This is a genomic window from Streptomyces sp. NPDC047081, from assembly GCF_040643775.1.
Lineage (GTDB): Bacteria > Actinomycetota > Actinomycetes > Streptomycetales > Streptomycetaceae > Streptomyces.
Genome location: NZ_JBEYUY010000030.1, coordinates 70,554 through 94,865 on the forward strand (window position 1 = coordinate 70,554; position 24,312 = coordinate 94,865).

A 24,312-nucleotide genomic window follows, 5' to 3' on the forward strand; every position below is an offset into this window, starting at 1 on the left:
CCATGAGTGAGCGCAGCCCCGAGCCGAAGACCGTCCTGCTCCGTCGCGGCGAGGTCCACAGCCCCGCCGATCCCTTCGCGACCGCGATGGTCGTCGAGCGCGGGCAGGTGGCCTGGGTCGGATCCGAAGGGGCCGCCGACGCCTTCGCGGACGGGGTCGACGAAGTGGTCGACCTCGACGGCGCTCTGGTCACACCGGCGTTCACCGACGCCCATGTCCACACCACGGCCACCGGCCTCGCGCTCACCGGCCTCGACCTGTCCGACGCACCCTCCCTGGAGGCGGCGCTCGCTCTCGTACGGGACTTCGCCGCCGGTCGCCCCGATGACCGGGTCCTGCTCGGGCACGGTTGGGACGCGGCCCGCTGGCCGGACGGTCGGCCGCCGACGCGCGCGGAGCTGGACGAGGCCACCGGCGGGCGGCCCCTCTACCTGAGCCGTATCGACGTCCACTCGGCGGTCGTCACCACGGCCCTGCTGGACCTGACGCCCGGCCTGGGCGCGGTCGACGGTCCGCTCACCGCCGACGCCCACCACGCCGTCCGCGCCGCCGCGTTCGCAGCCGTAACCCCCGAGCAGCGCACCGAGGCGCAGCGCGCCGCCCTCGCCCGGGCCGCCTCCCTCGGCATCGGCTCGGTCCACGAGTGCGCCGGGCCGGACATCTCCTCCGAGGACGACTTCACCGGGCTGCTGCGGCTCGCCGCCGAGGAGCCCGGCCTGCGGGTCGTCGGGTACTGGGCCGAGCAGGATGTCGAGAAGGCGCGGGAGCTGGGCGCGGCCGGGGCTGCCGGGGATCTGTTCGTCGACGGCGCCCTCGGCTCGCACACCGCCTGTCTGCACCAGCCGTACACCGACGCCGGACACACCGGCACCGCCTACCTGGACGCCACCGCCGTCGCCGCCCACGTCGTCGCCTGCACCGAGGCCGGCCTTCAGGCGGGCTTCCACGCCATCGGGGACGCCGCCGTCACCGCCGTCGTCGAGGGCGTGCGTGCCGCCGCCGAGAAGGTCGGGCTCGCCCGGATCCGCGCCGCCCGGCACCGCGTCGAGCACGCCGAGATGCTCACCCCGGAGACGATCGCCGCCTTCGCCGAACTGGGCCTGACCGCATCCGTCCAGCCCGCCTTCGACGCCCTGTGGGGCGGCGAGGACGGCATGTACGCCCAGCGCCTCGGCGTCGAGCGGGCGCGGTCGCTGAACCCCTTCGCGGCCCTGCTGCGCGCCGGCGTCCCCCTCGCCTTCGGCTCCGACAGCCCGGTCACGCCCCTCGACCCCTGGGGCACGGTCCGCGCCGCCGCCTTCCACCGCACCCCCGAGCACCGCGTCTCCGTACGCGCCGGCTTCACCGCCCACACCCGCGGCGGCTGGCGGGCCGTCGGGCGCGACGACGCGGGCGTCCTGGTGCCGGGCGCGCCCGCCGACTACGCCGTGTGGCGCACCGACGAGCTCGTGGTCCAGGCCCCCGACGACCGGGTCGCCCGCTGGTCCACCGACCCCCGCTCCGGCACCCCCGGTCTGCCCGACCTGACCCCGGGCCGCGACCTGCCGGTCTGCCTTCGCACGGTCGTGGGCGGCCGGACGGTGTTCGTACGGCCGGGCGAGTGATCTACCGGGGTGGCGCGCCGCGGATCGGCGGCCGCCGCCCTGTCGCGCGACCTGCGCATCCTCCGCGCTGACCAGGCCTTTGAGAAAAAACGCGCAGGTCAAACAGCTGTTGACAGGCGGCGGCAGGGGGCCGGTAGGTTCGGCCGAGTCCACCACCGGACGCCCGACCGGGGAACCTCCACGCACTCGCCCGCGGCACCGCTGGGTCAGGGACGGTGTGCCGCACCGGGGCACCGCCACTGGGAGCCAGGCTCAGCGCCCGTGCCGCGGCGAGGGAACGTTCCGGCCGGTCGGGGAGGTGTGACCCGGGTGGGGCCCGGGCTCAGTAGACAACGGCTTCAGGTCGACCCGCAGCCAGCGGGTCCCAGGTCGGCCCGAAGGGCACCGGGCCCCCATCCGCCGCGGACCGGCACGACGCCACGTCGGCTGGTCGGCACGCAAACAGGCCGAATCCGGGCTCTTACCCCGCTCTTGTGGAATCGACACCACCATACGAACCTTCTGTCACGTCATCGCAGGCGGCGGCCACTATGGTGGACGTCTGCGTACGGACAGAAGGGGCAGCAGTGAACGACGGCGACGGGACCCTCGCGGCACAGGACCGGGGGAAGTTCGGCCCGCTCGGCACGGCCTTGGTGATCATTCCGACCTACAACGAGGCGGAGAACATCAAGTCCATCGTCGGCCGGGTGCGCAAGGCCGTCCCCGAGGCGCACGTCCTCGTGGCCGACGACAACAGCCCCGACGGCACCGGCAAGCTCGCCGACGAGCTGGCCGTCGAGGACGACCAGGTCCAGGTGCTGCACCGCAAGGGCAAGGAGGGCCTCGGCGCCGCCTACCTGGCGGGCTTCCGCTGGGGCCTGGAGCACGGCTACGGCGTGCTGGTCGAGATGGACGCCGACGGCTCCCACCAGCCCGAGGAGCTGCCCCGGCTGCTCACCGCGCTCAAGAGCGCCGACCTGGTGCTCGGCTCCCGCTGGGTGCCCGGCGGCCGGGTGGTGAACTGGCCCAAGTCCCGCGAGGTCATCTCCCGTGGCGGCAGCCTCTACTCCCGCCTCGCCCTCGACCTCCCGCTGCGCGACATCACCGGCGGCTACCGCGCCTTCCGCCGCGAGACCCTCGAAGGCCTCGGCCTGGACGAGGTCGCCTCCCAGGGCTACTGCTTCCAGGTCGACCTCGCCCGCCGTGCGGTCAAGGCGGGCTACCACGTCGTCGAGGTGCCCATCACCTTCGTCGAGCGCGAGCTGGGCGACTCCAAGATGAGCCGCGACATCCTCGTCGAGGCCCTGTGGCGGGTCACCGCGTGGGGCGCCACGGAGCGGGCCGGCAAGGTCGGCAAGGCGCTCGGCCGCGGCAAGAAGGCCTGACGGCGGGTATCCCGGCCGCGCGGCGTCAGGTTCTCGTACGGCTTCACAGGCCCCGTTGATCGTTCCCTTATCCCGCACTGAGCCGGGCCCAGGCACACTGGACGCATGACGACTGGTGCTCCGACCCCCACGTACCCCGCCCGGCCCCGCCGCTCCCGGCTGCGGACCTTCCTGCCGCTGGGCATGGCCGCCTGGCTGGTGCTGGAGATCTGGCTGCTGACCGTGGTCGCGGGCGCGTCGAGCGGGTTCACGGTGTTTCTGCTGCTGCTCGCCGGCTTCGTGCTCGGCGGCGCGGTGATCAAGAAGGCGGGCCGCCGCGCCTTCCAGAACCTGAACGAGGCGCTCCAGCGGGGCACGCCTCCGCAGAGCGGCGGGGGCAACGGGCTGATGATGCTCGGCGGCCTGCTCCTGATGATCCCCGGCCTGATCTCCGACGCGGTGGGCCTGCTCCTGCTGGTCCCGCCGGTCCAGAAGGCCCTGGGCCGCTTCACGGAGCGCACCCTCGACCGCAAGCTGCGTGCGGCCGCCCCGGGCGGCTTCGGCGACGCCTTCCAGCAGGCCCGCATCCACCGCCCCGACGGCAAGGTCGTGCAGGGCGAGGTCGTCCGGGACGAGGAGGCGGGCGGCGAGACCCCGCAGGACCCGCGCCCGCCGCTGACGCGATGACGGCGCCGTAAGGGCATGGACGCACGACTGCGGGCGGCTACGTGATTTCACGTAGCCGCCCGCAGTCTCTTGCGTGTGTTGTAGTCCGCCCGACCCCGGCAGGGACTAAGCCGACTTGCGGCTGTCCCGCGGATGGATCGCGATGTTCATCGCGCCCGAGCGGAGAACGGCCAGGCGCTCCTCGAGGACCTCTTCGAGCTCCTCGCGGGTGCGCCGCTCCATCAGCATGTCCCAATGCGTACGCGCGGGCTTGGCCTTCTTCTCTTCAGGGCCGTCGCCGTCAACGAGGAGTGCCTGGGCCCCGCAGACCTTGCACTCCCACTCCGGCGGGATCTCCGCCTCGACCGAGAAGGGCATCTCAAAGCGGTGCCCCTTCTCGCATGCGTACTCCACGGCCTGGCGCGGGGCCAGGTCGATGCCGCGGTCCGTCTCGTAGCTGGTCACCACGAGGCGCGTGCCGCGAAGAGCTCGCTCACTCATGAATCGTGCCTCCCGGGCTTGTCGCCCACAGGACAGGTGTCGCTGTCGTCGTCATCCGGTCAACGTCCGGTCGGCGGTAAAGATTCCCGTTCTGGGTCATGCGTCGCCGTCGTAGCCGCCCCTTGTTGTACCCACCAGCGCCCGGTTTGTCACATCTGCTAGCAGATGTCACCCAGCGTTTCGGCATCTTTGACGCGCAGTAACGGTACGCCTGGCAGGCCAAACGCGTACACTACCGCCCTTTCGCGCCGAACGCTAAATCCTCTCGGGAACCGGATTGCCCGCGTCGGAGATCGCCCGCCGCACCGGAACCCGTGCGAGCAGCACGAACCCGATGACGAAGAAGGCGACCAGCGAGATGATCGCGTCCCGATAACTTCCGGTCAGCTGGTAGGTGATCCCGAACAGAAGCGGACCGAGCCAGCTCATACCCCGGTCGCTCATCTCGTAAGCGGAGAAGTACTCGGCCTCCTTGCCGGGCGGGACGAGATGGGAGAAGAGGGACCGGGAGAGGGCCTGGCTGCCGCCGAGGACCAGTCCGATTCCGGCCGCGAGCACGAAGAACCACACCGGCGCCCCGGCGGGCAGGAAGTACCCGGCCGCCAGCGTCACCGTCCACGCCACCAGCGAGCCGAGGATCGTCCGCTTCGCGCCGTACGTCCGTGCCAGCCGTCCCATCCCCAGGGCGCCGGCGACCGCGAGCACCTGGACCATCAGGACGGCCGTGATGAGTGTGGACTGGCTCAGGCCCAGCTCCTCGGAGCCGTACACCGAGGCCTGGGAGATCACCGTCTGGATGCCGTCGTTGTAGACGAGGTAGGCGAGCAGGAAGGCGAGGGTGAGCGGTTTGCCCCGCATGTCCCGGACGGTGGCCGCCAGCTGCCGCCAGCCGTGGACGGCGGGTGCCGCGGATGTCGCGGACTCCGTACGGCGGTCGCGCAGCCGCTTCAGCGGTACGAGGGTGAAGGCGCCCCACCAGATGCCCGCCGAGGCCAGACAGATGCGCACGGCCGTCGACTCGGAGACGCCGAAGGAGTCGTGCGCCGTGAACAGGACCAGGTTCACGATCAGCATCGAGGAACCGGCCGCGTAGCCGAACGCCCAGCCGCGCGAGGAGACCCGGTCGCGGTCCTCGGGCGGGGCGATCTGCGGCAGGTAGGAGTTGTACACGACCATCGAGACGGCCACGGAGGAGTTGGCCACGATCAGCAGCAGGCCGCCGAGCAGATAGCGGTCCCCGGAGAGGAAGAACAGGCCGGTCGTGGCCGTGGCGCCCACGTAGGCGCAGGCGGCGAGCAGCGGCTTCTTCCGTCCCGTGCGGTCGGCGGCCGCGCCCACCAGCGGCATCACCAGGATCGACACGATCACGGACGCGGAGACGCAGTACGCGAAGAACGACCCCGCCCGCACCGGGATCCCCAGCGGATGCACGAACCCGTCCGCGTCCGCGGCCGACTTGGCGACCGACGTCAGATAGGGGCCGAGGAACACCGTGAGCACGCTCGTCGAGTAGACGGAACAGGCCCAGTCGTAGAAGTACCAGCCGCGCTGCTCGCGCCGCTGGTCATGGGCTTCCGCCCGCACGGTGTCGGTGCTCACCCGTGCCCTCGCTTCCCCGCCGAAGGTGCCGTGCCAAGGGGGCGGTGGTGCGGAGGTGTCAGGTGTGGGGCACCCAGACGCCGCGGTCCTCCATGACCTTGCGCAACGTGTCGATGTGATCGGTCATGATGCCATCGACTCCCAGGTCCAGGAGCCGGTGCATGCGATCGGGTTCGTTGATGGTCCACACGTGCACCTGCAGGCCACGCGCGTGTGCCGTGCGCACGAAGCGGTGGTCGACGACCTGGATGCCCGACTGGGCCTCCGGCACCTGCGCGGCGACGGCGGAGGCACGCAGCACCGCGGGCACGCCCCAGGAGCGCAGCCGCAGGTTGAGCACGCCCCGGGTGCCGTACGAGGTCGCCAGGCGCGGCCCGGCCAGCCGCTGGGCGCGGACGACGCGCGCCTCGGAGAAGGAACCGACGCAGATGCGGTCCCAGGCGTTCGTACGCTCGATCAGCTCCAGGAAGGGGTGGAGCGAGGACTCCGCCTTGAGGTCGACGTTCCAGCGCACCTCGGGGAAGGTCTCGAGCAGCTCCTCGAAGAGCGGCACCGGCTCCTTGCCCGCCACGCGCGCGTGGCTGACGTCCTTCCACGGCAGGTCGGCTATGCGCCCCGCGCCGTCCGTCACCCGGTCGAGCGTCGAGTCGTGGAAGGCGACCAGCTTGCCGTCGGCAGTCGTGTGCACATCGGTCTCGATGTACCGGTAACCCATGTCCACCGCCCGCCGGAACTGCAGCACGGTGTTCTCCAGACCGTCCGCCGCCCCGCCCCGATGGGCGAAGGCGATCGGGCCGGGATGGTCGAGGTAGGGGTGGCGTATCCGCGAGGTCACCGTCGCAGTATGGCTCCCCGCGGTTGCCCTTCGGCAACGACCGTGCTGCCGCCGGATGCAGAGGGGACGTCGAACACCCGCAGGAAGAGCTGCGCGAGCGGTCCGATCGACACCGTGTACAGGACGGTGCCGATGCCGACGGTGCCGCCGAGGGCGAAGCCCGTCACGACGACGGCCACCTCGACCGCCGTCCGCATCAGCCGGATCGAGCGACCGGTACGGCGGTGCAGCCCCGTCATCAGCCCGTCCCGCGGGCCCGGGCCGAAGCGGGCGGAGATGTAGAGGCCGGTGGCCACGCCGTTGAGGACGATGCCGGCCAGGAGGAGCGGGACGCGGACGGCCAGGGAGTGCACTTCGGGCACGAGGGCGAGCGTGCCGTCCATGGCGATGCCGACCACGAAGACATTGGAGACCGTGCCGAGCCCCGGACGCTGGCGCAGCGGGATCCACAGCAACAGCACCGCCGCACCCACGATGATCGACACGACACCGATCGTCAGGCCGGTGAGCTCGGCGAGGCCCTGGTGCAGCACGTTCCAGGGCTCCAGGCCCAGGCCCGCCTCGACGAGAAGCGCGGAACTCGCGCCGTACAGCGCGAGCCCGGCGTAGAGCTGGATCAGCCGCCGCCCGAGACGGTCCTTCGTGGCCAAGGGATACCCCCTGTGGTCGTAGTGGCCTGCTGCATGTCACCCTGGGATCTGAGTGGAGATGTCATCCATGGCCAATTCGAGGAAGGTGGACTGATTTCCATGGCGCAGTGGACTTCGGCGATGGGTGCCGCTCAGCTCGCCCGGCTGCTCAACTCCCAGCAGGACCGCCCGGCGGGCCCCGGCACGCGCCGCCCGCCCGCCTACCGCTCGCTGGCCGACGGCATCCGCCTGCTGGTCCTGGAGGGCCGTGTCCCGGTCGCCGCCCGGCTGCCCGCCGAACGCGAGCTGGCCCTGGCCCTGTCCGTCAGCCGTACGACGGTGGCGGCGGCCTACGAGGCACTGCGCACCGAGGGCTTCCTGGAGTCCCGGCGCGGCGCCGGCAGCTGGACGGCCGTACCGGCGGGGAATCCGCTTCCCGCGCGCGGCCTGGAACCCCTTCCGCCCGAGGCCCTCGGCTCGATGATCGACCTGGGCTGCGCGGCGCTCCCGGCGCCCGAGCCCTGGCTGACCCGCGCCGTGCAGGGCGCCCTGGAGGAACTCCCGCCGTACGCCCACACGCACGGTGACTACCCGGCCGGCCTGCCCGCCCTGCGCTCGATGATCGCCGACCGGTACACCGCGCGCGGAATCCCGACCATGCCCGAGCAGATCATGGTGACCACGGGCGCCATGGGCGCGATCGACGCCATCTGCCATCTCTTCTCCGGGCGGGGTGAGCGGATCGCCGTCGAGTCACCGTCGTACGCGAACATCCTTCAGCTCATGCGGGAGGCAGGCGCGCGACTCGTGCCCGTCGCGATGGCCGAGGGGCTGGCCGGCTGGGACGTCGACCGCTGGCGGCAGGTGCTGCGGGACGCGGCGCCGCGGATCGCGTACGTCGTCGCCGACTTCCACAACCCCACCGGCGCGCTCGCCGACGACGACCAGCGACGGCAGCTCGTGGAGGCGGCGCGCTCGGCCGGGACGGTGCTGGTCGCCGACGAGACGATGAGCGAGCTGTGGCTCGACGAGGGCGTCGAGATGCCGCGGGCGGTGTGCGCCTTCGACCCCGCCGGGTCCACCGTGATCACCGTCGGCTCGGCCAGCAAGGCCTTCTGGGCCGGGATGCGGATCGGCTGGGTACGCGCGGCACCGGACGTGATCCGCAGCCTGGTCGCCGCACGGGCCTATGCGGACCTGGGCACGCCGGTGCTGGAGCAGCTTGCCGTGAACTGGCTGTTCAACACGGGGGGTTGGGAGCAGGCCGTGGCGATCCGGCGGGGGCAGGCCCGGGAGAACCGGGATGCGCTGGTGGCGGCGGTGCGACGAGAGCTGCCGGACTGGGAGTTCGAGGTACCGCGGGGCGGGCTGACGCTGTGGGTGCGGACGGGGGGACTATCCGGGTCCCGGCTCGCGGAGGCAGGGGAGCGGGTGGGGGTACGGGTGCCGTCCGGGCCGCGTTTCGGGGTCGATGGCGCCTTCGAGGGGTACGTGCGGCTGCCGTTCACTGTCGGCGGCGCGGTGGCGGAGGAAGCGGCGGTGAGGCTGGCCGCGGCGGCGAAGCTGGTGGAGTCGGGGGCGACGGGGGGTGGGGAGACGCCGCGGACGTTCGTGGCGTAGCCCCACATCCATTCGTGGCTTAGCCCCACATCCCTTGATTCACGAGCTCTCGACCACCACGGCTTCCGCAGGCACCGGCTCCGCCTCCACGCCCTCCGCGTCGGCCGGAGTCGTCCGCGGCGGCAGCAGCGCGAGTACCGCCTGCCGGTCCGCGTCGCTCGTCGCGTCGTCGTACGGGTCCGGTGTGGAGGGAACCTGAAGGCGATGCACCGGGCCCGCGCCCAGGCGGGCGTACCCCCGCCCCGGCGGCACCTGAGCCACCGGCGTCGTGTGCGGCGGCGCACCCAGCACCGCCTCCAGCTGGCCCGGCGTCGCGGGCCCGAGCACGACACGCGCGCGCGTGTGCTGCCGTACCCCGTCGCTCAGCGCGTCCGCGCTGTCGAACTGGTCGGCCACCACCACGGTGACCCCAGCGGCGCGTCCGTGGCGGAGCGGGACCTGGAGGAGGGTCTGCGGATCCTTGCGGCCGTCGGCTGCGGCGAGGTGGGAGAAGGCGCTCGGGCGGTCCAGGAGGATCCACAGCGGGCGCTTGGTGTCGTCCGGGGCGGGGTGGCCCGCCTGCCGGGCGCGGTTGGTCGCGATGAGGCGGCGCTCCGTCTCCGTCGCCGCCCACTCCAGGCTCGCCATCGCCCCGGCCAGCCCGGACTCGACGGCGAGGACACCGTCCCGGCCGGTCAGGCAGGCGTACTCGCCGGTGCCGCCGCCGTCGACGATCACGACGTCGCCGTACTGGAGGGCCTGGAGGGCGATGGAGCGCAGGAGGGTCGACGTGCCGCTGCCCGGCTGGCCCATGACCAGGAGGTGCGGCTCGGTGGAGCGGATGCCGGTGCGCCAGACGACCGGCGGGACGTCGCGCCGCTCCTCGCCGTGGGTGAGCGGGAGCGTGCGCTGGACCTGGGAGGGATCGGTGAAGCCGAGGACCGTCTCGCCGGGGGCCGTGACGAAACGCTGGGCGGCGATGTCGGTGGGGAGCGGGGACAGGACCGTGACGGTGAGCTGGTTGCCCTCCTCGTCCCAGGCGAAGTGGTACTCGCGGCCGCGGCCCGACTTGGCGTGCAGCAGCTGCTCGATCCGCGCCCGGGCCTCGGCTTCGCCGTCCGGGAAGTACGCGGGGTAGCGGATCAGGAGGTGGGTGATGCGGCCGGACTCGTCGAAGTCGTACGCCGGGAAGGCCTTCTCCCACTCGCCGCCGTGGGTGTAGGCGGGCGCCGGGTCCTCCGGGGTGGAGAAGTACGGGACCAGCGCCTCGTACAGCGACTTGAGGCGCTGCGTCTGGGATTCGTCGGGTCCTTCGGGGGCCGGCGGCTTGCGGTCGCGGCCCTGCCAGGCTGCCGCCGCCATCAGGGTGATGGCGGCGAGCAGCGGGCCGTACGGCACGAGCGCCACGACCAGGACCACCGACGCGACCAGGAACAGCAGCGGCCCGCGCTTGTCCTTGGGGGTCTCGGCCCATCTGCGCCGCCCGGCCGCCGCCAGCCGGCGCAGACCGCGCGTGATCGTGATCAGCGGGTGGAGGACGTCGGTGGCGCTGTCGGCCGCCGTCCGGGCCAGCTCCCGGCTCCGGGCGATCTGCGCGCTGCCTGTGCTCAGGATGCGGGGGAGGGGGCGCCGGGCCACTGCTGTCTCCTGAAGGTGCGTACGGACGGGACGAACGGCGTCAGAACTTGATGCCGCCGAGGAGGCTGGCCAGGCTCTCGCCGCCGGCCTTGATGCTCGGCGCGATCGCCGTACTAGCCAGGTAGAAGCCGAACAGGGCCGACACCATGGCGTGCGACGCCTTGAGGCCGTCCTTGCGGAAGAAGAGGAAGACGATGATGCCGAGAAGGACCACGCCTGAGATGGACAGGATCATTTGGGATCTCCTGGTTTCGTGGGGACAGTCACCATGAGTACTTCCAGGCTCACAGGATGTATCCATACGATAAAAGGTGCAACTGGGTGAATTTCGGTGGATTTCCCTCGGTTGGCGGAACCGTCCCGGCCGGTTGAGCAGGGCATTTGCGTCCGACCGGGTCTGTGGTGATCTTTACCTCCGGCACATCGGGTCATGTGCCGCCCGAGCCAGTACCCTTGCGATTCACCTGAACGGTTGTATGAGAGGCGGTCCGGCCGATGACTGAAGCCCCCGACCCCGAGGTCGTGGAGCTGGCGACCAAGATCTTCGATCTGGCCCGGCAGGGACAGACCGAGGCGCTCGTGGCGTACGTCGACGCGGGTGTTCCGGCCAACCTCACCAACGACCGCGGGGACTCGCTCGTGATGCTCGCCGCCTACCACGGACACGCGGACGCGGTACGCGCGCTGCTCGCCCGGGGCGCGGAGGCGGGCCGGGTCAACGACCGGGGGCAGACCCCGCTCGCCGGGGCCGTCTTCAAGGGTGAGACAGAAGTGATCAAGGCCCTTCTCGAAGGTGGCGCCGACCCCTCGGAGGGCACCCCGTCGGCCGTGGACACGGCCCGGATGTTCGGCAAGACCGAACTGCTCGACTTGTTCGGCGCACACTGATCCGCATGTTCTGAACAGCTGAAACACGGAAAACGGGGGAGGCGGTACAGGGCCGCCGAAATTTCGGTCGCGGCAGGTCGAAGTGCCGAGTCATCATGACGTCGTGATTCACGGACGCGATGGCTGGGCAGGTGTTGCCGCACCGCGCGGGCCGTGATGCGGTCCGCGAGGGCCACTGACGAGAGGCAGAGGAAGATGGTCTACAGCAAGCAGGAAACGGCGGGCGCCCCGACGTGTTGTCACGCGGCCAGGTGAAGCAAGAACCCCGGTTGCGTCGACGCTTGATGTGAGGCTGTTTCCCATGTTCGAACCGGTCATAGCGCCCAGCGGTACGCTGCTCGGCCTGCTCCAGAGGGGCCGCGGCGACGGCACGCTGCACGCGCTCACCGCACCGCGGGCCGAGGCGCTCGCGGCACTGAACCACTGCGTGCTGCGCGATCCCCGCCACGACTGGCAGGTGGAGAACCGCTCCCTCTACTACGCCCGTCTCTACCTCGACCTGAACGGCGAGCTGGACGAGATCGAGGCGCACCTCTTCGACGTCGAGGACGCCTTCGACTCCGAGGAGTCACGCACGGGCCTGGCCCTCGCCGTCCTCGGCCACCTCGCCTCCTACGGCAGGCTGGACGCGCTGGCGCTGCTGCGCCGGTACGCCGCCTCCGGCTCCAACTGGGCCTGGGCGCTGGACGAGCTGGCGCTGCGCGACGACGACGCCGGGCTGCGCGCCCTCGCGGCGCCCGTGCTGGCCCGGTTCGCCACCGACGCCGAGGGCGAGGCCGAGCTGGCCGCCGCCGTGCGCGACGCCTTCGAACCCCGGCCCTGGCGGCTGTGGGCCGATGATCCGCGCGAATCGATCGCCACGCGCGTGCGTGCCGCCCAGGAGACCGGCTGCTTCGACCGCTGGCAACGCCAGATGCGACCAACCGGGCCCCGTCCGGGGTGGAGCGTGCAAGCGGTGTTCGAATGGGCCCAACAGGGCGTCGAACGCGGCGCGGCGCTGCACGTGCCCGCCGCCCGCTGCCTCACCGCCGTCGCCGGACCCGAGGACCGGCCGGAGATCGTCCGGGCCGCCCTGGACGGCACCGACGGAGCCCGCTGCACCGCCCTGCGCTACCTCGCCGACAGCAATGATCCCGACGCCCTCGACCTGATCGAGGGCGCCGTGACCACCGGGACGCCCGCCGTCGTGGAGGCCGCCGTGGACGCCTTCGAGCGGATGCGCAGCATCGCCGCCGTCGACCGGGCGCGCGGCTGGGCCCACCGCCCCGATCCGCTGGGCGCCGCCGCCGGCCGCATGCTCGCCTGCCGGGGCGGAGCCGAGGACAAGGACCTGGTCCTGGGCGCGCTACGGGAAGCCGTCCGGGGCGAAGGCCCCGACGCCCCGACGCTGTGGACCCTCGTCGACGGCACCGGCCGGCTCGGCATCGTCTGCGCCGCCCCCGTCCTGCGGCACATCTACCGGGAGACCGCCTCCTCCCACCTCCGCGGCCGCGCCGCCCGCGCCCTCGCCGCCACCGACCCCTCCTTCCCCGCCGGGTTCGCCGTCGAATGCCTCTGGGACTGCGAGGAGACCACCCGCGAGATCGCCGCCCGGCACGCCGAGACCGGTGACGCCCGGGTCGTCGAACAGCTCCGCCGCCTCGCCGCCGATCCGGCCGAGGAGGCCGAGGTGCAGACCGCCGTACGGAGCCGGATCGCACCGGACGGACCCGGTGTCTGAGATCGCTGTCTGATTTCGCTGTCCGAGTCGGCCGCACGTACGTGCCCCGGGGTGCGGCACGGCCTTCGGGTGAACAGGGGATGACTCGCGGGTCAGGAGGTCATGGACAGGGCCTGACCTGCTCGGGTGTGCGAAGGAACGCTCACGGGACGTTCATCGTTCGCAAAGATCGACGTTGACGCGACCACGTCCAGCCCGGCGAGAACACCGGTATGCGTGTCGTCATCGTGACCGAATCCTTTCCCCCCGATGTGAACGGCGTGGCCCACTGCGCGCTCCAGACCGCCCGGCACCTCGTAGATCGCGGTCACTCCCCGCTCGTCGTCGCTCCGGCCAGCACCGCACTCGTCGGCCGGGCCGGTACCGGGCCCGACGCCTCGGCGCCGTGCCCCGTCGTCCGTGTCCCCTCCCTCCCCCTCCCCGGCTATCCCCAGGTCCGGGTCGCCCTCCCCAGCCGACGGCTGGCCGCGGCCATCGTCGAGCACCGGGCCGACATCGTGCACCTGGCCAGCCCCTTCGTCCTCGGCGTCCGCGGCATGGCGGCCGCCGCCCGGCTCGGCATCCCCGCCGTCGCCGTCTACCAGACCGACCTGGCCGGCTACGCCCGCACCTACATGGGCGCCGGAGAGGCCGCTGCCTGGCGGCGCATACGTTCCGTCCACTCCGCCGCCGACCTCACCCTCGCCCCCTCCAGCGCCTCCATGCACGACCTGGAGACCCACGACGTGCCCCGCGTCAAGCTGTGGCAGCGCGGCGTGGACACCGTCCGCTTCCGCCCCGAGCTGCGCGACGAGTCCCTGCGCCGCGAACTCGCCCCGAACGGTGAGGTGATCGTCGGATACGTCGGTCGCCTCGCCCCCGAGAAGCACATCGAGCTGCTGTCCGGCGTCTGCGGCCTCGACGGCGTCAAGGTCGTCGTCGTGGGCGACGGCCCGAGCCAGCCGAGCCTCGCCGAGGCGCTGCCCGGCGCGGTCTTCCTGGGCCGCCGTACCGGCGACGACCTGGCGAGGATCTACGCCTCGCTGGACGTCTTCGCGCACACCGGTCCCTTCGAGACCTTCTGCCAGACCGTGCAGGAAGCCATGGCCAGCGGTGTCGCCGTGGTAGCGCCCGCCGTCGGCGGTCCCCTCGACCTGGTCGCCGAGGGGCGCACCGGGCTGCTGGTGCCGCCGCGTGACGCGGACGCCGTACGGGACGCCGTCCGGTCGCTTGTGGGCGACCCGGCACGCCGGGCCGCCTTCGGCGCCACCGCGCGCGCCACCGTCGAGGGACGCACCTGGGCGGCCGTCGGCGACCAGCTGATCGGCCACTACGGGGACGTGCTCGCCGCGCGCAAGAAGACGGCGGTGGCGGCATGACCCCGCTGCGCATCGTGCGCCTCGCGAACTTCGTCGCGCCCGCGTCGGGCGGTCTGCGCACCGCCCTGCGCGAGCTCGGCAAGGGCTACAAGGCGGCCGGGCACGAGCCCGTGCTCATCGTGCCCGGCGAGCGCGCCGACGACCGGGACACCGAGCAGGGCCGCGTCATCACCCTGCCCGGCCCGCTGCTGCCCGGCACGGGCGGCTACCGGGTGCTGACCGACAAGCGGCGCGTGGCCCGGCTCCTGGAGGAGCTGGCGCCGGACCGCCTGGAGGTCTCCGACCGTACGACCCTGCGCTGGACCGGCAAGTGGGCCCGCCGGGCCCGGGTCCCCGCCGTGATGGTCTCCCACGAGACCGCCGACGGCGTCCTGCGCACCTGGGGCCTGTCCGAGAACGCGGCCCGGCGCGCCGCGGACGCCCTCAACGTCCGTACGGCGCACACGTACGCGCGCGTGGTGTGCACCACCGAGTTCGCCGAGCGCGAGTTCGTGCGGATCGGCGCCCGCAATGTCGTACGTGCCCCCCTGGGCGTCGACCTGGTGGAGCGGCATCCCTCCCTGCACGACTCGGAGCTGCGCGCACGCCACGCGCGCGAGGACGAGACGCTGCTCGTCACCTGCACCCGGCTGTCCGTGGAGAAGCGGCCCGGCACGGCGCTGGACGCCGTCGAGGCGCTGCGGCGGCGCGGACGCAAGGCCGTCCTGGTGGTGGCCGGGGACGGACCGCTGCGGGCGCGGCTCGAACAGCGGGCGCGTGAGCGCAGGTTGCCGGTGACCTTCCTCGGGCACGTCTCCGACCGCGGGATGCTCGGCTCGCTCCAGGCCTCCGCCGACGTGTGCCTGGCGCCCGGGCCCGCCGAGACCTTCGGGCTCGCCGCGCTGGAGGCGATGGCCTGCGGCACGCCCGTGGTGGTCAGCACCTCGTCCGCGCTGCCCGAGGTCGTCGGATCCGCCGGTGCCGTCGCCGCGGACAACGGGCACGCCTTCGCGGACGCCGTCGACATGCTCCTCGAACTCCCCGAGCGGGAGCGCCGGGAGATCGCACGCGCGCGTGCGGAGTGCTTCGGGTGGAACACGGCAGTCGACGCCTTCCTCGCCGCTCACGACGCGACGGTACCGGTGCGTCGTTACGTGCCCGGGGGCGTGGCATGAGACCGGTACGTTTCGTGGCCCTCGGCGACTCGCTCACCGAAGGGGTGGGCGACCGCGTCGGCGACGGGTGGCGCGGCTGGGCCGCGCTGCTCGCCGCCGGCCTTGCCGAGGACTCCGTCGAGTTCACCAACCTCGCGGTGAGCGGGGCGCAGACCCGGGAGGTGCTGGAGATCCAGACGCCGGCCGGGCTCGCCCTGAAGCCGGACTTCGCGTCCGTGGTGATCGGCGTGAACGACACCCTGCGCTGCACGTTCGACATCCACGCCGTCGCCGAACGCCTCGACAAGGTGTACGCGGCCTTCACCCGGCAGGGGGCGACGCTGCTCACGGCCTGTCTGCCCGACCCCGGCTCGATGCTCGGTCTGCCGGGGGCGCTGGCGCGTCCGCTGGCCCGGCGGCAGCGGGCGGTGAACCGGGTGGTCCATGCCCTCTCCGACCGGTACGGGGCCGTGCATCTGCATGCCGCCGAGGAGGACTGGATCATGGACCGCGGGATGTGGAGCGCGGACCGGCTGCATCCGGGGGAGCGGGGGCATCGGCAACTGGCGGTGCGGTTCCATGCGTTGCTGGCGGAGGCGGGGGTTGCCGTGGGGCCGGTGCCGGCTGCCGAGCCGGAGTTTCCCGAGCCCACCAAGTCGGCGAGTCTGTTGTGGCTGGCCACGGCGGGGACGGGGTGGGTGGCTCGGCGGTGCACCGATCTGTTGCCGCAGTTGCTGAGGCTGGCTGCGGATGAGATGCGGCATCGGGCTCGGGGGACCAGTGCGCGGCTTGATCTGCGGGCTTCTGCGGCTGTGTCGGCGGCTTTGGCTGCGTTGTCTGTCGAACAGGCCGACGCGGTGTGAGGTTTGGCCGGTTTTGGCACTGCGGGTGCGTGGGGGCTGGTCGCGCAGTTCCCCGCGCCCCTAAAGACATCACCGCCTCCGTACCCCAACGAAGCGGATCGGCGTGTTCGGTGCAGCTTGGGCCGTGGCCGGGAGGTCCTGTGGGTGGACCACCGCGATCACCGGGTAGCCGCCTGTGGTCGGGTGGTCGGCGAGGAAGATCACCGGTCGGCCGTCGGGCGGCACCTGGACTGTGCCCAGGACCATGCCCTCGCTGGGGAGTTCGCCTCGCACGGCTCGGTCCAGTGTGGGGCCCTCCGTGCGTAGGCCGATGCGGTTGCTGGCGGGGGAGACGCGGTACGTGCTCGTCGTGAAGGTGTGTTGTGCCTCCGGGGTGAACCAGTCGTGCCGTGGGCCGAGGGTCACTCGTAGGACCAGTTCGGACGGGGGCGCGGGCTGGGGGGCCACGTCCACGCGCGCGTGGTGTGTGGTCGGCGTTCCCAGGGGGAGGACCATGCCGTCCGTCAGTGGGGGTGGGCCCAGGCCCGACAGGAGGTCCGTGGAGCGGCTGCCCAGGACCGGGTCCACGGCTACGCCGCCTGAGACGGCCACATAGCTGCGTACTCCGGAAGCGGCCGTGCCGACCTCCAGGAGCGCGCCTGCGGGGACCCGGATCGGTGCTCCCCAGGCGACCGGGCGGCCGTCCACCGTGACCGGGCAGGGGGCGCCGGTGACGGCCGCGGTGATCGTCGAACGTGAGCGTACGGCGCAGCCGTTGAGGGTCGTCTCCAGGACGGCCGCTTCGGCGGGGTTGCCGACCAGGCGGTTCGCCAGGGTTGCTGCCGGGGAGTCCAGGGCGCCTGAGCGGGGGACGCCCAGGTGGGCGTGGCCGGGGCGGCCTTGGTCCTGGACCGTGGTGAGTGCTCCGGCTCGTACGACGACGAGCGCGCGGTCCGTCATGAGGGGTCCACCGGGACGAAGCGCACGCGCGTGCCGGGCGAGAGCAGGGCGGCCGGTACGCGCGCGTGGTCCCACAGGACCGTGTCCGTGCGGCCGATCAGCTGCCAGCCGCCGGGGGAGGAACGCGGGTACACGCCGGTGTACGCGCCCGCCAGCGCCACCGAGCCCGCCGGGACGGCCGTGCGCGGGGTGGCCCGGCGTGGGACGTCGTAGCGGGGCGGCAGGCCGGAGAGGTAGCCGAAGCCGGGTGCGAATCCGCAGAAGGCGACGGTGAATTCGGTGTCCGCGTGGATGCGGGCCGCTTCGTGCTCGGTCACGCCCCAGTGCGCCGCGACTTCGGCCAGGTCCGGGCCCTCGTAACGTACCGGGATCTCGATCGCCGCACGCGCGCGTGGGGGAGCGGGGGGTACGTCGGAGGCGGTGAGCTCGGCGGCCAGGCGGGACGGGTCGTCGAGGCCGTCGAGGAGGACCGTGCGGGCCGCCGGGACGATCTCGCGGACCGACAGGGCGCCCTCCGCGCGGCGGCGCAGCAACTCGGCGTGCAGGGCTTGGGCTTCGTCGCCCGAGGAGACCTCGACGAGCAGGGCACGGTCGCCGACCGGCAGCGCCCTCATGCGAAGGCCTCCACCCGGACACCCGAGTCCTGGAGGCGCCGTCGGACCAGCCGGGCCAGTTCGACGGCGCCCGGCGTGTCCCCGTGCAGGCACAGGGAACGCGCGCGTACCTCGACCCGCGCCCCTGAGTGCGAGCTGACCACGCCGTCGCGTGCCAGGCCCACCGAGCGCTCCACTACCGCCTCCGGGTCGGTGACGACGGCGCCGTCCTGGCCGCGCGGTACGAGCGTGCCCTCCTCGGTGTACGCGCGGTCCGCGAACGCCTCCGTGACGGCCGGGAGGCCCGCCTTGTCGGCGTACTCCAGGAGACGCGAGCCGGGCAGACCGAGCACCGGCAGGGTCGCGTCGGCGAGGCGCACGCCGTCCACGACCGCGCCGGCCTGCTCCTCGTCGTGCACGACGCGGTTGTAGAGCGCCCCGTGCGGTTTGACGTACGACACGCGCGTGCCCGCCGCACGCGCGAAGACCTCCAGAGCGCCGATCTGGTACGCCACCTCGGCGGTGAGCTCGGCGGGCGGCACGTCCATCGCGCGCCGCCCGAAGCCCGCCAGGTCGCGGTAGGAGACCTGGGCGCCGATCCGGACGCCGCGCTCGGCCGCCAGTTCGCACACCCGCCGCATGGTGGCCGCGTCCCCGGCGTGGAAGCCGCAGGCCACGTTGGCGCTGGTGACGACGGACAGCAGCCGTTCGTCGTCGGTCAGCCGCCAGCGGCCGAAGCCCTCGCCGAGGTCGGCGTTGAGATCGATCGAGGTCATGGATCCTTCGTGTCTCTTCTCGGGGGTGTCTCTTCTCAGGCCACGCGGTACTGCTCGTCGCGGGCGTCGGTCAGGAACATCTGGCCCGGGGCGTGCGTGATGGCGAAGGGCGGACGGGACGCCATCACCGCGGCCTGCGGGGTCACACCGCAGGCCCAGAACACCGGGATGTCGTCCGGCGCGGCGTCCACCGGGTCGCCGAAGTCGGGGCGGCCGAGGTCGTCGATGCCGAGCCCCGAGGGATCGCCGCAGTGCACGGGGCTGCCGTGCACCGCCGGGAGCAGCGCGCTCTCGTCGATCGCCGCCGCCAGGTGCCGCGGTGGCACCGGCCGCATGGACACCACCATGGGCCCACGCAGCCGCCCCGCCGGACGGCACTGGCGGTCGGTCACGTACATCGGCACGTTGCGGCCCTGTTCGAGATGGCGGATGGGCACGCCCGCCCGGGCCAGCGCCGACTCGAAGGTGAAGCTGCAGCCGATCAGGAACGACACCAGGTCGTCGCGCCAGTACGCGCGTACGTCCGTCGGCTCGTCCACGAGCTCGCCGTCCCGCCACACCCGGTAGCGCGGCAGATCGGTGCGCAGGTCCGCGCCCTCCGCGAGGACGGTCGTCCAGTCGCCCGCGTCCGTGACGTCGAGCACCGGACAGGGTTTGGGGTTGCGCTGGCAGAACAGCAGCATGTCGTACGCCCAGTCGGCGGGCACGGTGATCAGGTTGGCCTGGGTGTGGCCGGCCGCGACCCCGGCGGTGGGGCCGGTGAGGCCGTTCCGGAAGCGGGTCCGGGCAGTTTTCGGGCTCCACGCGTGCGCGTGCTCGTCGGCGAGGGGCACGGGGCGGTCGTCGGTGGCGATCTGCTCGTCCGTCCGGTTCACGCGAGCTCCTTCCCGCGCGTCTCCGGCAGCCCGAGCAGCGCCAGCGCGGCGATGCCGTAGCCGATCGCGCCGAACACCAGCGCGCCGCCCACGCCCCAGCTGTCGGCCAGGAAGCCGACCGTGGTGGGGAAGACGGCACCGACGGCGCGCCCGGTGTTGTAGGTGAAGCCCTGCCCCGTGCCCCGCACCGCGGTCGGGTACAGCTCGCTCAGGTAGGACCCGAAGCCGCTGAAGATGGCCGACATGCAGAACCCGAGCGGGAAGCCCAGCACCAGCAGCAGGGTGTTGGCGCCATCCGGGATGTTCGCGTACGCCAGGATGCAGACCGCCGACAGGAGGGCGAACAGCCAGATGTTGCGGCGGCGGCCGAGCCGGTCGGTGAGATAGCCGCCGGTCAGGTAGCCAAGGAAGGCCCCGGAAATCAGGAAGGTCAGATAGCCGCCGGTCCCGACCACCGAGAGCCCGCGGTCGCTCTTCAGGTACGTCGGCACCCAGGTGGCCAGCGTGTAGTAGCCGCCCTGGACGCCGGTGGAGAGCAGACCGGCGAAGATCGTGGTGCGCAGCAGGCCGGGCTTGAAGATCGCCGTGAACGAGCCCTTCTGGGCGCTGTGTTCACGTACCGCGACCGCCTTCGGGGCGTCGTGCACGCGGCGCCGCATCCAGATCACCAGCAGTGCGGGCAACGCGCCCGTCCAGAACATGATCCGCCAGGCCAGGTCGTCACCGGCGAACGAGAACACCAGGGTGTACACGATCGCGGCCAGCGCCCAGCCCACGGCCCAGGAGCTCTGGATCGCGCCGAGCGTGCGCCCCCGGTGCTTCGCGCTCGCGTACTCGGCGACCAGGATCGCGCCGACCGCCCACTCGCCGCCGAAACCGAGGCCCTGGAGCGCCCGGAAGACCAGCAGCGTCTCGTAGTTGGGCGCGAAGCCGCAGGCCACGGTGAACACCGCGTACGTGATCACCGTGATCATCAGCGCCTTGACCCGGCCGACCCGGTCGGCCACCACCCCGGCGAGGGCGCCGCCGACCGCCGAGACCACCAGCGTGACGGTTGTGAAGAGGCCGGTCTGACCGCTGTCCAGGCCGAAGTAGGCGGCCAGCGCCACCATGCTCAGGGGCAGCGTGAAGTAGTCGTACGAGTCGAGGGCGTAGCCGCCGAACGCGCCGGCGAAGGCGCGCCGGCCGTGTGGGCCGAGCGCGCGCAGCCAGCCCAACGCGCCGTCGTGATCGGAGAGTTCACCGGCCTGTGAGCCGGTGACCAGGGCCTGCGGTGGAGGGGTCGTGCTCATGGGCACCTCGCAGAGGGAGACGGAGGGTGCGGAGCTGAGCGGTGCAATGAGCAGCAAGGTAGAGGATCGTTCAACGATCCTTCAATACCCGTGTTGTTTCGTTCTCGTGTCTGCGATTGAATTCCGGCATGGCAGAGCAGCTGAGCGGACTGGCCGACGACCGCGCCCTCCTGGGCCGTACCAGCACGGCCGAACGCGTCTCGGACATCCTCAGGAGCCGTATCGCCGAAGGCTTCTTCCCGCCCGGAACCCGGCTCTCGGAGGACAGCATCGGCGGCGCGCTCGGGGTCTCCCGCAACACCCTGCGGGAGGCGTTCCGGCTGCTCACGCACGAACGCCTGCTCGTCCACGAGCTCAACCGGGGCGTGTTCGTACGGGTCCTGACCGTCGAGGACGTCGAGGACATCTACCGCACCCGGAGTCTCGTCGAGTGCGCCGTCGTCCGCGGACTGGGTGCCCCGCCGTACGGCCTCGAAGCCCTCGCCGCCGCCGTCGCGGAGGGCCTGCGGGCGGCCGGCGAAGGTGACTGGAAATCAGTGGGTACGGCCAACATCCACTTCCACCGGGAACTGGTCTCCCTGGCCGGCAGCGCCCGCACCGACGAACTGATGCGCAGCGTCTTCGCCGAACTCCGCCTGGCCTTCCACATCGTGGACGACCCGAAGGCCCTGCATGAGCCGTATTTGGCCAGAAATCGCCAGATTCTGGGCGCTTTGGAGGCCGGGGAGCGGGCCGAGGCCGAGAAGCTGCTGGCGGTCTATTTGAGCGACTCTCTGGAGCGGGTGGTCGACGTCTACCGCCGAAGGGTCGGCGACGAGAAGGCCTTTTAGGGGCGCGGGGCTGCATCCGATATGCGGCTCCGCCGCGTGGGCGCGAACAACCCCCACCGGCCCGCACTGTTTCGACAACCCGCAGTCACCCGGCCCTACCAGCGGAGCGTTCCGCGTCGTTTGGGTCGTTGTCAGACCAAGGACCTAGTCTGTGCACCGTGACTTCGCCTGCATCGACGGACCGTGTTCCGCCCCAGCTCAGCGCGGGGCCGCGCCCCGCTCCGGGCCCGGCCGCCGACGAGGGACTGGCGCGGCGGCTGCGCGCGCTCGCCTGCACCGCGCCGCTGCACGACCTCGACGCACGCAAGGCGAACCTCGCCGGTGAGTACTCGGTGTACGGCATGGCGGAGGTCGCCCTCGCCGCCATCGACCTGGTCACGCTGAACATGGACTTCGACACGGGTGCCGACCACGACCAGATAGTGGCCAGGCTCATCCCGCGTATCGCCGCCCAGGCCCCGCAGCGCCCGGTCGCCGAGCACGAGCGCGTGGCGCGCTGGGTGCTGGAGAACCTGATCAACGTCGGCAGCGTGGACCGCGGCTTCCGGGCTGTGTACGGCACGTTCGCGACCGACGGCAGCTATGTCCGCCGCGACTACGACTTCAAGCTGATCGAGGAGGTGCCGGGCCCCGGCGGCTCGGTCTATCTGCGGACGACGGACGAGGCGGTCAACGTCCTGGTCGGCGCCCTCGACACCGATGTCACCAGCGCCCAGATCGCCGCCGAGGTCAAGCTGGAGGTCCTGATCAACCGGGGTCGCCTGGCCGACGCCCAGCTCGCCGCCGAGCAGGCCCGGTACCGGACCGTGCAGTACTCGGAGACGCTGCGCCGCGCCCTGGACGCGACGCGGCGCAACGTCCGGGCGGTGGACTGGCTCAACTCCGTGCCCGACATGATCGCCGAGGCGCTGGACCACGTGGCCGACCGCTATCGGCACGAGAACGCGATCCTCACCAACATCCGCAAGGCCCGCGACGAGACGGAGGACCCCGAGCACAAGCGGCGGGCCGCCGAGCTGGTCGACATCGTCAAGGACTGCATCCGCCGGCACACGCAGTTGCAGTCCCGCCTCCTGGAGGCCGGACCGCTGTTCCGCGCCGAGCAGGACCGGCAGGCCTTCGCCACGCCGATGACCTCCTCCGGGATAGACCTGTACGGGCATCTGGTCTCGCCCGTGCTGCCGCTGCCGCTGGAGCAGGCGGTCCGGGTCACGGACGCGTTCTTCGCCCGCGGGACCGGGATGCGTACGCCGGTGGCGGTTCGGGTGTCGGACCTCGTCGACATACTGCTGACGCCGCCCGTGGAGCGGGAGCACCTCGGGGCCGAGATGCCGGAGCCGGACCTGATCGCCACGCCCGACGACAGCCGCTTCAGTGAGGAACAGCTGGCCGCGGCCAAGGAGTTGCTCGACCTGCCGGCCGACGCCCCGCGCCGCCTGTCGGGTCTGCTCGCCGAGGCGCGCCGCACCGGGGACCCCGAACTGCCGTATCTGGTGGCGCTGTTGTCGGTCCACGCGGCGAGCCCGGCTGTGGGCACGGCCTATCGCCAGGGCGAGGAGAAGCTGCTGTTCGCCGTGGACGACGGGACCGAGCTGGACGACCCGGAGTTCGGCGGGGCCGACCTGATCGTGGGGACCGCCCTGCTGGACGCGGTGGGGATGGCGGCGGACCGGACGGAAGCAGCATGAGTGAGCACGTGATGGACAAGGAGCCCGAGCAGTGACCGAGCACGTCGAATGGAGCGACCCGGAGACCCCGGCCCCGTCGGCGCCCGCCGCCGTCACGCCCGCCGACGCCGCCGACGCGGCCCGGCTCGTCGCCTTCGGGCTGCAGCCCAAGTTGCAGCCCGCGCGCGACCAGGAGTACGCCGAGCTGCTGCGGCGCTACCGCGAGGACCCGCCGTTCGCCCGGCTCGCGGACGCCGTCGCCGCCGGGCTCGGGCTCGTCGTCCTGGAGGTGTCCCCGCGCGCCGGGATGGCAGTGACGGCGGCCGAGGACTCGGTGTTCGCCGTCCGCATGGGCGACTACGCCCGTCGTACGTCCGCCGACGGCGGCGACCGCTTCCTGCACGGCCTGGCTCATCTCGCCGTCGCCGCGATGGCGTTCCCGCGCCCCGAGGACCTGGCCGACGACGGCTACATCGGCCGCGTGACGGTCAACGGCGTCGACGCCTTCGTACGGCAGGCCTGCCGGCGTCTGGAGGAGCGGGCCGAGGAGCAGGGCGAGAACACCGACCCGGCCACCGACGCGCCCGGTCTGGAGGCCGCCTGGCGGATCTGGGTGAGACGCAGCGCAGCCGGAGCCACCAAGGACGCCCGCAGACTCGCCGGTTCGACGACCGGGATCATCGGCAAGGCGGTCGCCTTCCTCACCGACTCCGGGTTCCTGCAGCGCACCGGCGACGACAACGGCGGGACCTACCGGACGACGGCCCGCTACCAGCTGCAGGTGCGGGACATGGCCGGCAGCGCCGCGATGGCCGAGCTGCTGGAACTCGGCGTCGTCCCGGTGACCGACGGCACGCCCACCCTGCTGCCACCCGAGGACACCGAGGGCCTGGAGCTGGCGGCCGACGCCGGGCTGCCGTTCCACGCCTCGTCCTCCTCCTGAACTTTCCCGACCTGCCGA

The 24,312-nt window shown here is 72.3% G+C and carries 23 protein-coding genes; 12 read left to right on the forward strand and 11 right to left on the reverse strand.

Annotated elements, in window-relative coordinates:
• The first annotated feature begins 2 nt into the window (after positions 1-2).
• From ABZ848_RS39795 to fxsA, 3 genes are all read left to right on the forward strand, one after another.
• The gene (locus tag ABZ848_RS39795; RefSeq protein ID WP_360839955.1) at positions 3-1,604 is read left to right on the forward strand and encodes an amidohydrolase; all 1,602 of its coding nucleotides are present in this window, start codon (positions 3-5) and stop codon (positions 1,602-1,604) included.
• A 566-nt stretch (positions 1,605-2,170) separates the two neighbouring features.
• Positions 2,171-2,971, forward strand: a complete 801-nt coding sequence (locus ABZ848_RS39800; protein ID WP_360839956.1) for a polyprenol monophosphomannose synthase — start codon at positions 2,171-2,173, stop codon at positions 2,969-2,971.
• Between the two features lie 105 nt (positions 2,972-3,076).
• Positions 3,077-3,637, forward strand: coding sequence for an FxsA family membrane protein (fxsA, locus tag ABZ848_RS39805; RefSeq protein WP_360839958.1), 561 nt, complete (start codon positions 3,077-3,079; stop codon positions 3,635-3,637).
• Between the two features lie 105 nt (positions 3,638-3,742).
• Here the strand turns inward: fxsA and ABZ848_RS39810 are convergent, their stop codons facing one another.
• From ABZ848_RS39810 to ABZ848_RS39825, 4 genes are all read right to left on the reverse strand, one after another.
• Positions 3,743-4,117, reverse strand: a complete 375-nt coding sequence (locus tag ABZ848_RS39810) for an RNA polymerase-binding protein RbpA (protein ID WP_010046329.1) — start codon at positions 4,115-4,117, stop codon at positions 3,743-3,745.
• Positions 4,118-4,372: 255 nt separating this feature from the next.
• On the reverse strand, positions 4,373-5,716 hold the full coding sequence (locus ABZ848_RS39815; protein ID WP_360839960.1) for an MFS transporter: 1,344 nt from the start codon (positions 5,714-5,716) through the stop codon (positions 4,373-4,375).
• 58 nt (positions 5,717-5,774) lie between these two features.
• A complete protein-coding gene (locus tag ABZ848_RS39820) occupies positions 5,775-6,551 on the reverse strand; it encodes a glycerophosphodiester phosphodiesterase (protein ID WP_360839962.1) in 777 nt (258 codons plus the stop codon).
• Positions 6,548-7,201 carry a hypothetical protein gene (locus tag ABZ848_RS39825; protein ID WP_360839964.1) on the reverse strand — a complete coding sequence of 218 codons (654 nt, stop codon included), beginning with the start codon at positions 7,199-7,201 and terminating at the stop codon, positions 6,548-6,550. Before ABZ848_RS39825 ends, ABZ848_RS39820 begins: the two co-directional genes overlap by 4 nt.
• A gap of 99 nt (positions 7,202-7,300) precedes the next feature.
• Here ABZ848_RS39825 and ABZ848_RS39830 point away from each other — a divergent pair, with 99 nt between their 5' ends.
• Complete coding sequence (locus ABZ848_RS39830; protein ID WP_360839966.1) at positions 7,301-8,800, forward strand: PLP-dependent aminotransferase family protein; 1,500 nt, start codon at positions 7,301-7,303, stop codon at positions 8,798-8,800.
• A gap of 39 nt (positions 8,801-8,839) precedes the next feature.
• Here ABZ848_RS39830 and ABZ848_RS39835 read toward each other — a convergent pair whose 3' ends face one another.
• Together ABZ848_RS39835 and ABZ848_RS39840 are read right to left on the reverse strand one after the other, a co-directional pair.
• Positions 8,840-10,417: a hypothetical protein gene (locus tag ABZ848_RS39835; protein ID WP_360839968.1), complete on the reverse strand. Its 1,578-nt coding sequence runs from the start codon at positions 10,415-10,417 to the stop codon at positions 8,840-8,842.
• A 40-nt stretch (positions 10,418-10,457) separates the two neighbouring features.
• On the reverse strand, positions 10,458-10,652 hold the full coding sequence (locus ABZ848_RS39840) for a hypothetical protein (RefSeq protein WP_037742059.1): 195 nt from the start codon (positions 10,650-10,652) through the stop codon (positions 10,458-10,460).
• A 260-nt stretch (positions 10,653-10,912) separates the two neighbouring features.
• Between ABZ848_RS39840 and ABZ848_RS39845 the strand changes: the two genes are divergently transcribed.
• The 5 genes from ABZ848_RS39845 to ABZ848_RS39865 all read left to right on the forward strand — a co-directional run bounded on the left by ABZ848_RS39845 (position 10,913) and on the right by ABZ848_RS39865 (position 16,379).
• Entirely contained in the window at positions 10,913-11,305 is a 393-nt protein-coding gene (locus ABZ848_RS39845) for an ankyrin repeat domain-containing protein (RefSeq protein ID WP_360839970.1), read from the forward strand.
• Positions 11,306-11,606: 301 nt separating this feature from the next.
• Positions 11,607-13,025 carry a HEAT repeat domain-containing protein gene (locus tag ABZ848_RS39850; RefSeq protein ID WP_360839971.1) on the forward strand — a complete coding sequence of 473 codons (1,419 nt, stop codon included), beginning with the start codon at positions 11,607-11,609 and terminating at the stop codon, positions 13,023-13,025.
• A gap of 212 nt (positions 13,026-13,237) precedes the next feature.
• The gene (locus ABZ848_RS39855; protein WP_360839972.1) at positions 13,238-14,383 is read left to right on the forward strand and encodes a glycosyltransferase family 1 protein; all 1,146 of its coding nucleotides are present in this window, start codon (positions 13,238-13,240) and stop codon (positions 14,381-14,383) included.
• Complete coding sequence (locus tag ABZ848_RS39860; RefSeq protein ID WP_360839974.1) at positions 14,380-15,537, forward strand: glycosyltransferase; 1,158 nt, start codon at positions 14,380-14,382, stop codon at positions 15,535-15,537. Before ABZ848_RS39855 ends, ABZ848_RS39860 begins: the two co-directional genes overlap by 4 nt.
• On the forward strand, positions 15,534-16,379 hold the full coding sequence (locus ABZ848_RS39865) for an SGNH/GDSL hydrolase family protein (RefSeq protein ID WP_360839976.1): 846 nt from the start codon (positions 15,534-15,536) through the stop codon (positions 16,377-16,379). The genes ABZ848_RS39860 and ABZ848_RS39865 overlap by 4 nt, the downstream gene beginning before the upstream one ends.
• 69 nt (positions 16,380-16,448) lie before the next feature.
• On the opposite strand, the gene ABZ848_RS39870 is transcribed toward ABZ848_RS39865, so the two are convergent.
• From ABZ848_RS39870 to ABZ848_RS39890, 5 genes are read right to left on the reverse strand one after another with little or no spacing between them, the layout of a single operon-like run.
• A complete protein-coding gene (locus ABZ848_RS39870) occupies positions 16,449-17,318 on the reverse strand; it encodes a biotin-dependent carboxyltransferase family protein (protein ID WP_360839978.1) in 870 nt (289 codons plus the stop codon).
• Positions 17,315-17,932 carry a 5-oxoprolinase subunit PxpB gene (pxpB, locus tag ABZ848_RS39875; protein ID WP_360839979.1) on the reverse strand — a complete coding sequence of 206 codons (618 nt, stop codon included), beginning with the start codon at positions 17,930-17,932 and terminating at the stop codon, positions 17,315-17,317. The genes ABZ848_RS39870 and pxpB overlap by 4 nt, the downstream gene beginning before the upstream one ends.
• The gene (locus tag ABZ848_RS39880) at positions 17,929-18,687 is read right to left on the reverse strand and encodes a 5-oxoprolinase subunit PxpA (protein ID WP_360839981.1); all 759 of its coding nucleotides are present in this window, start codon (positions 18,685-18,687) and stop codon (positions 17,929-17,931) included. The genes pxpB and ABZ848_RS39880 overlap by 4 nt, the downstream gene beginning before the upstream one ends.
• A 35-nt stretch (positions 18,688-18,722) precedes the next feature.
• The gene (locus ABZ848_RS39885) at positions 18,723-19,562 is read right to left on the reverse strand and encodes a putative hydro-lyase (protein ID WP_360839982.1); all 840 of its coding nucleotides are present in this window, start codon (positions 19,560-19,562) and stop codon (positions 18,723-18,725) included.
• Positions 19,559-20,854 (reverse strand): MFS transporter, encoded by a 1,296-nt coding sequence (locus tag ABZ848_RS39890; protein WP_360839984.1) that lies wholly within the window; start codon positions 20,852-20,854, stop codon positions 19,559-19,561. Before ABZ848_RS39890 ends, ABZ848_RS39885 begins: the two co-directional genes overlap by 4 nt.
• A gap of 128 nt (positions 20,855-20,982) precedes the next feature.
• Here ABZ848_RS39890 and ABZ848_RS39895 point away from each other — a divergent pair, with 128 nt between their 5' ends.
• From ABZ848_RS39895 to ABZ848_RS39905, 3 genes are all read left to right on the forward strand, one after another.
• Entirely contained in the window at positions 20,983-21,684 is a 702-nt protein-coding gene (locus ABZ848_RS39895) for a GntR family transcriptional regulator (RefSeq protein WP_360839986.1), read from the forward strand.
• 158 nt (positions 21,685-21,842) lie between these two features.
• On the forward strand, positions 21,843-23,372 hold the full coding sequence (locus ABZ848_RS39900) for a hypothetical protein (protein WP_360839988.1): 1,530 nt from the start codon (positions 21,843-21,845) through the stop codon (positions 23,370-23,372).
• A gap of 31 nt (positions 23,373-23,403) precedes the next feature.
• Entirely contained in the window at positions 23,404-24,294 is an 891-nt protein-coding gene (locus ABZ848_RS39905; RefSeq protein WP_360839989.1) for a hypothetical protein, read from the forward strand.
• Positions 24,295-24,312: the final 18 nt, after the last annotated feature.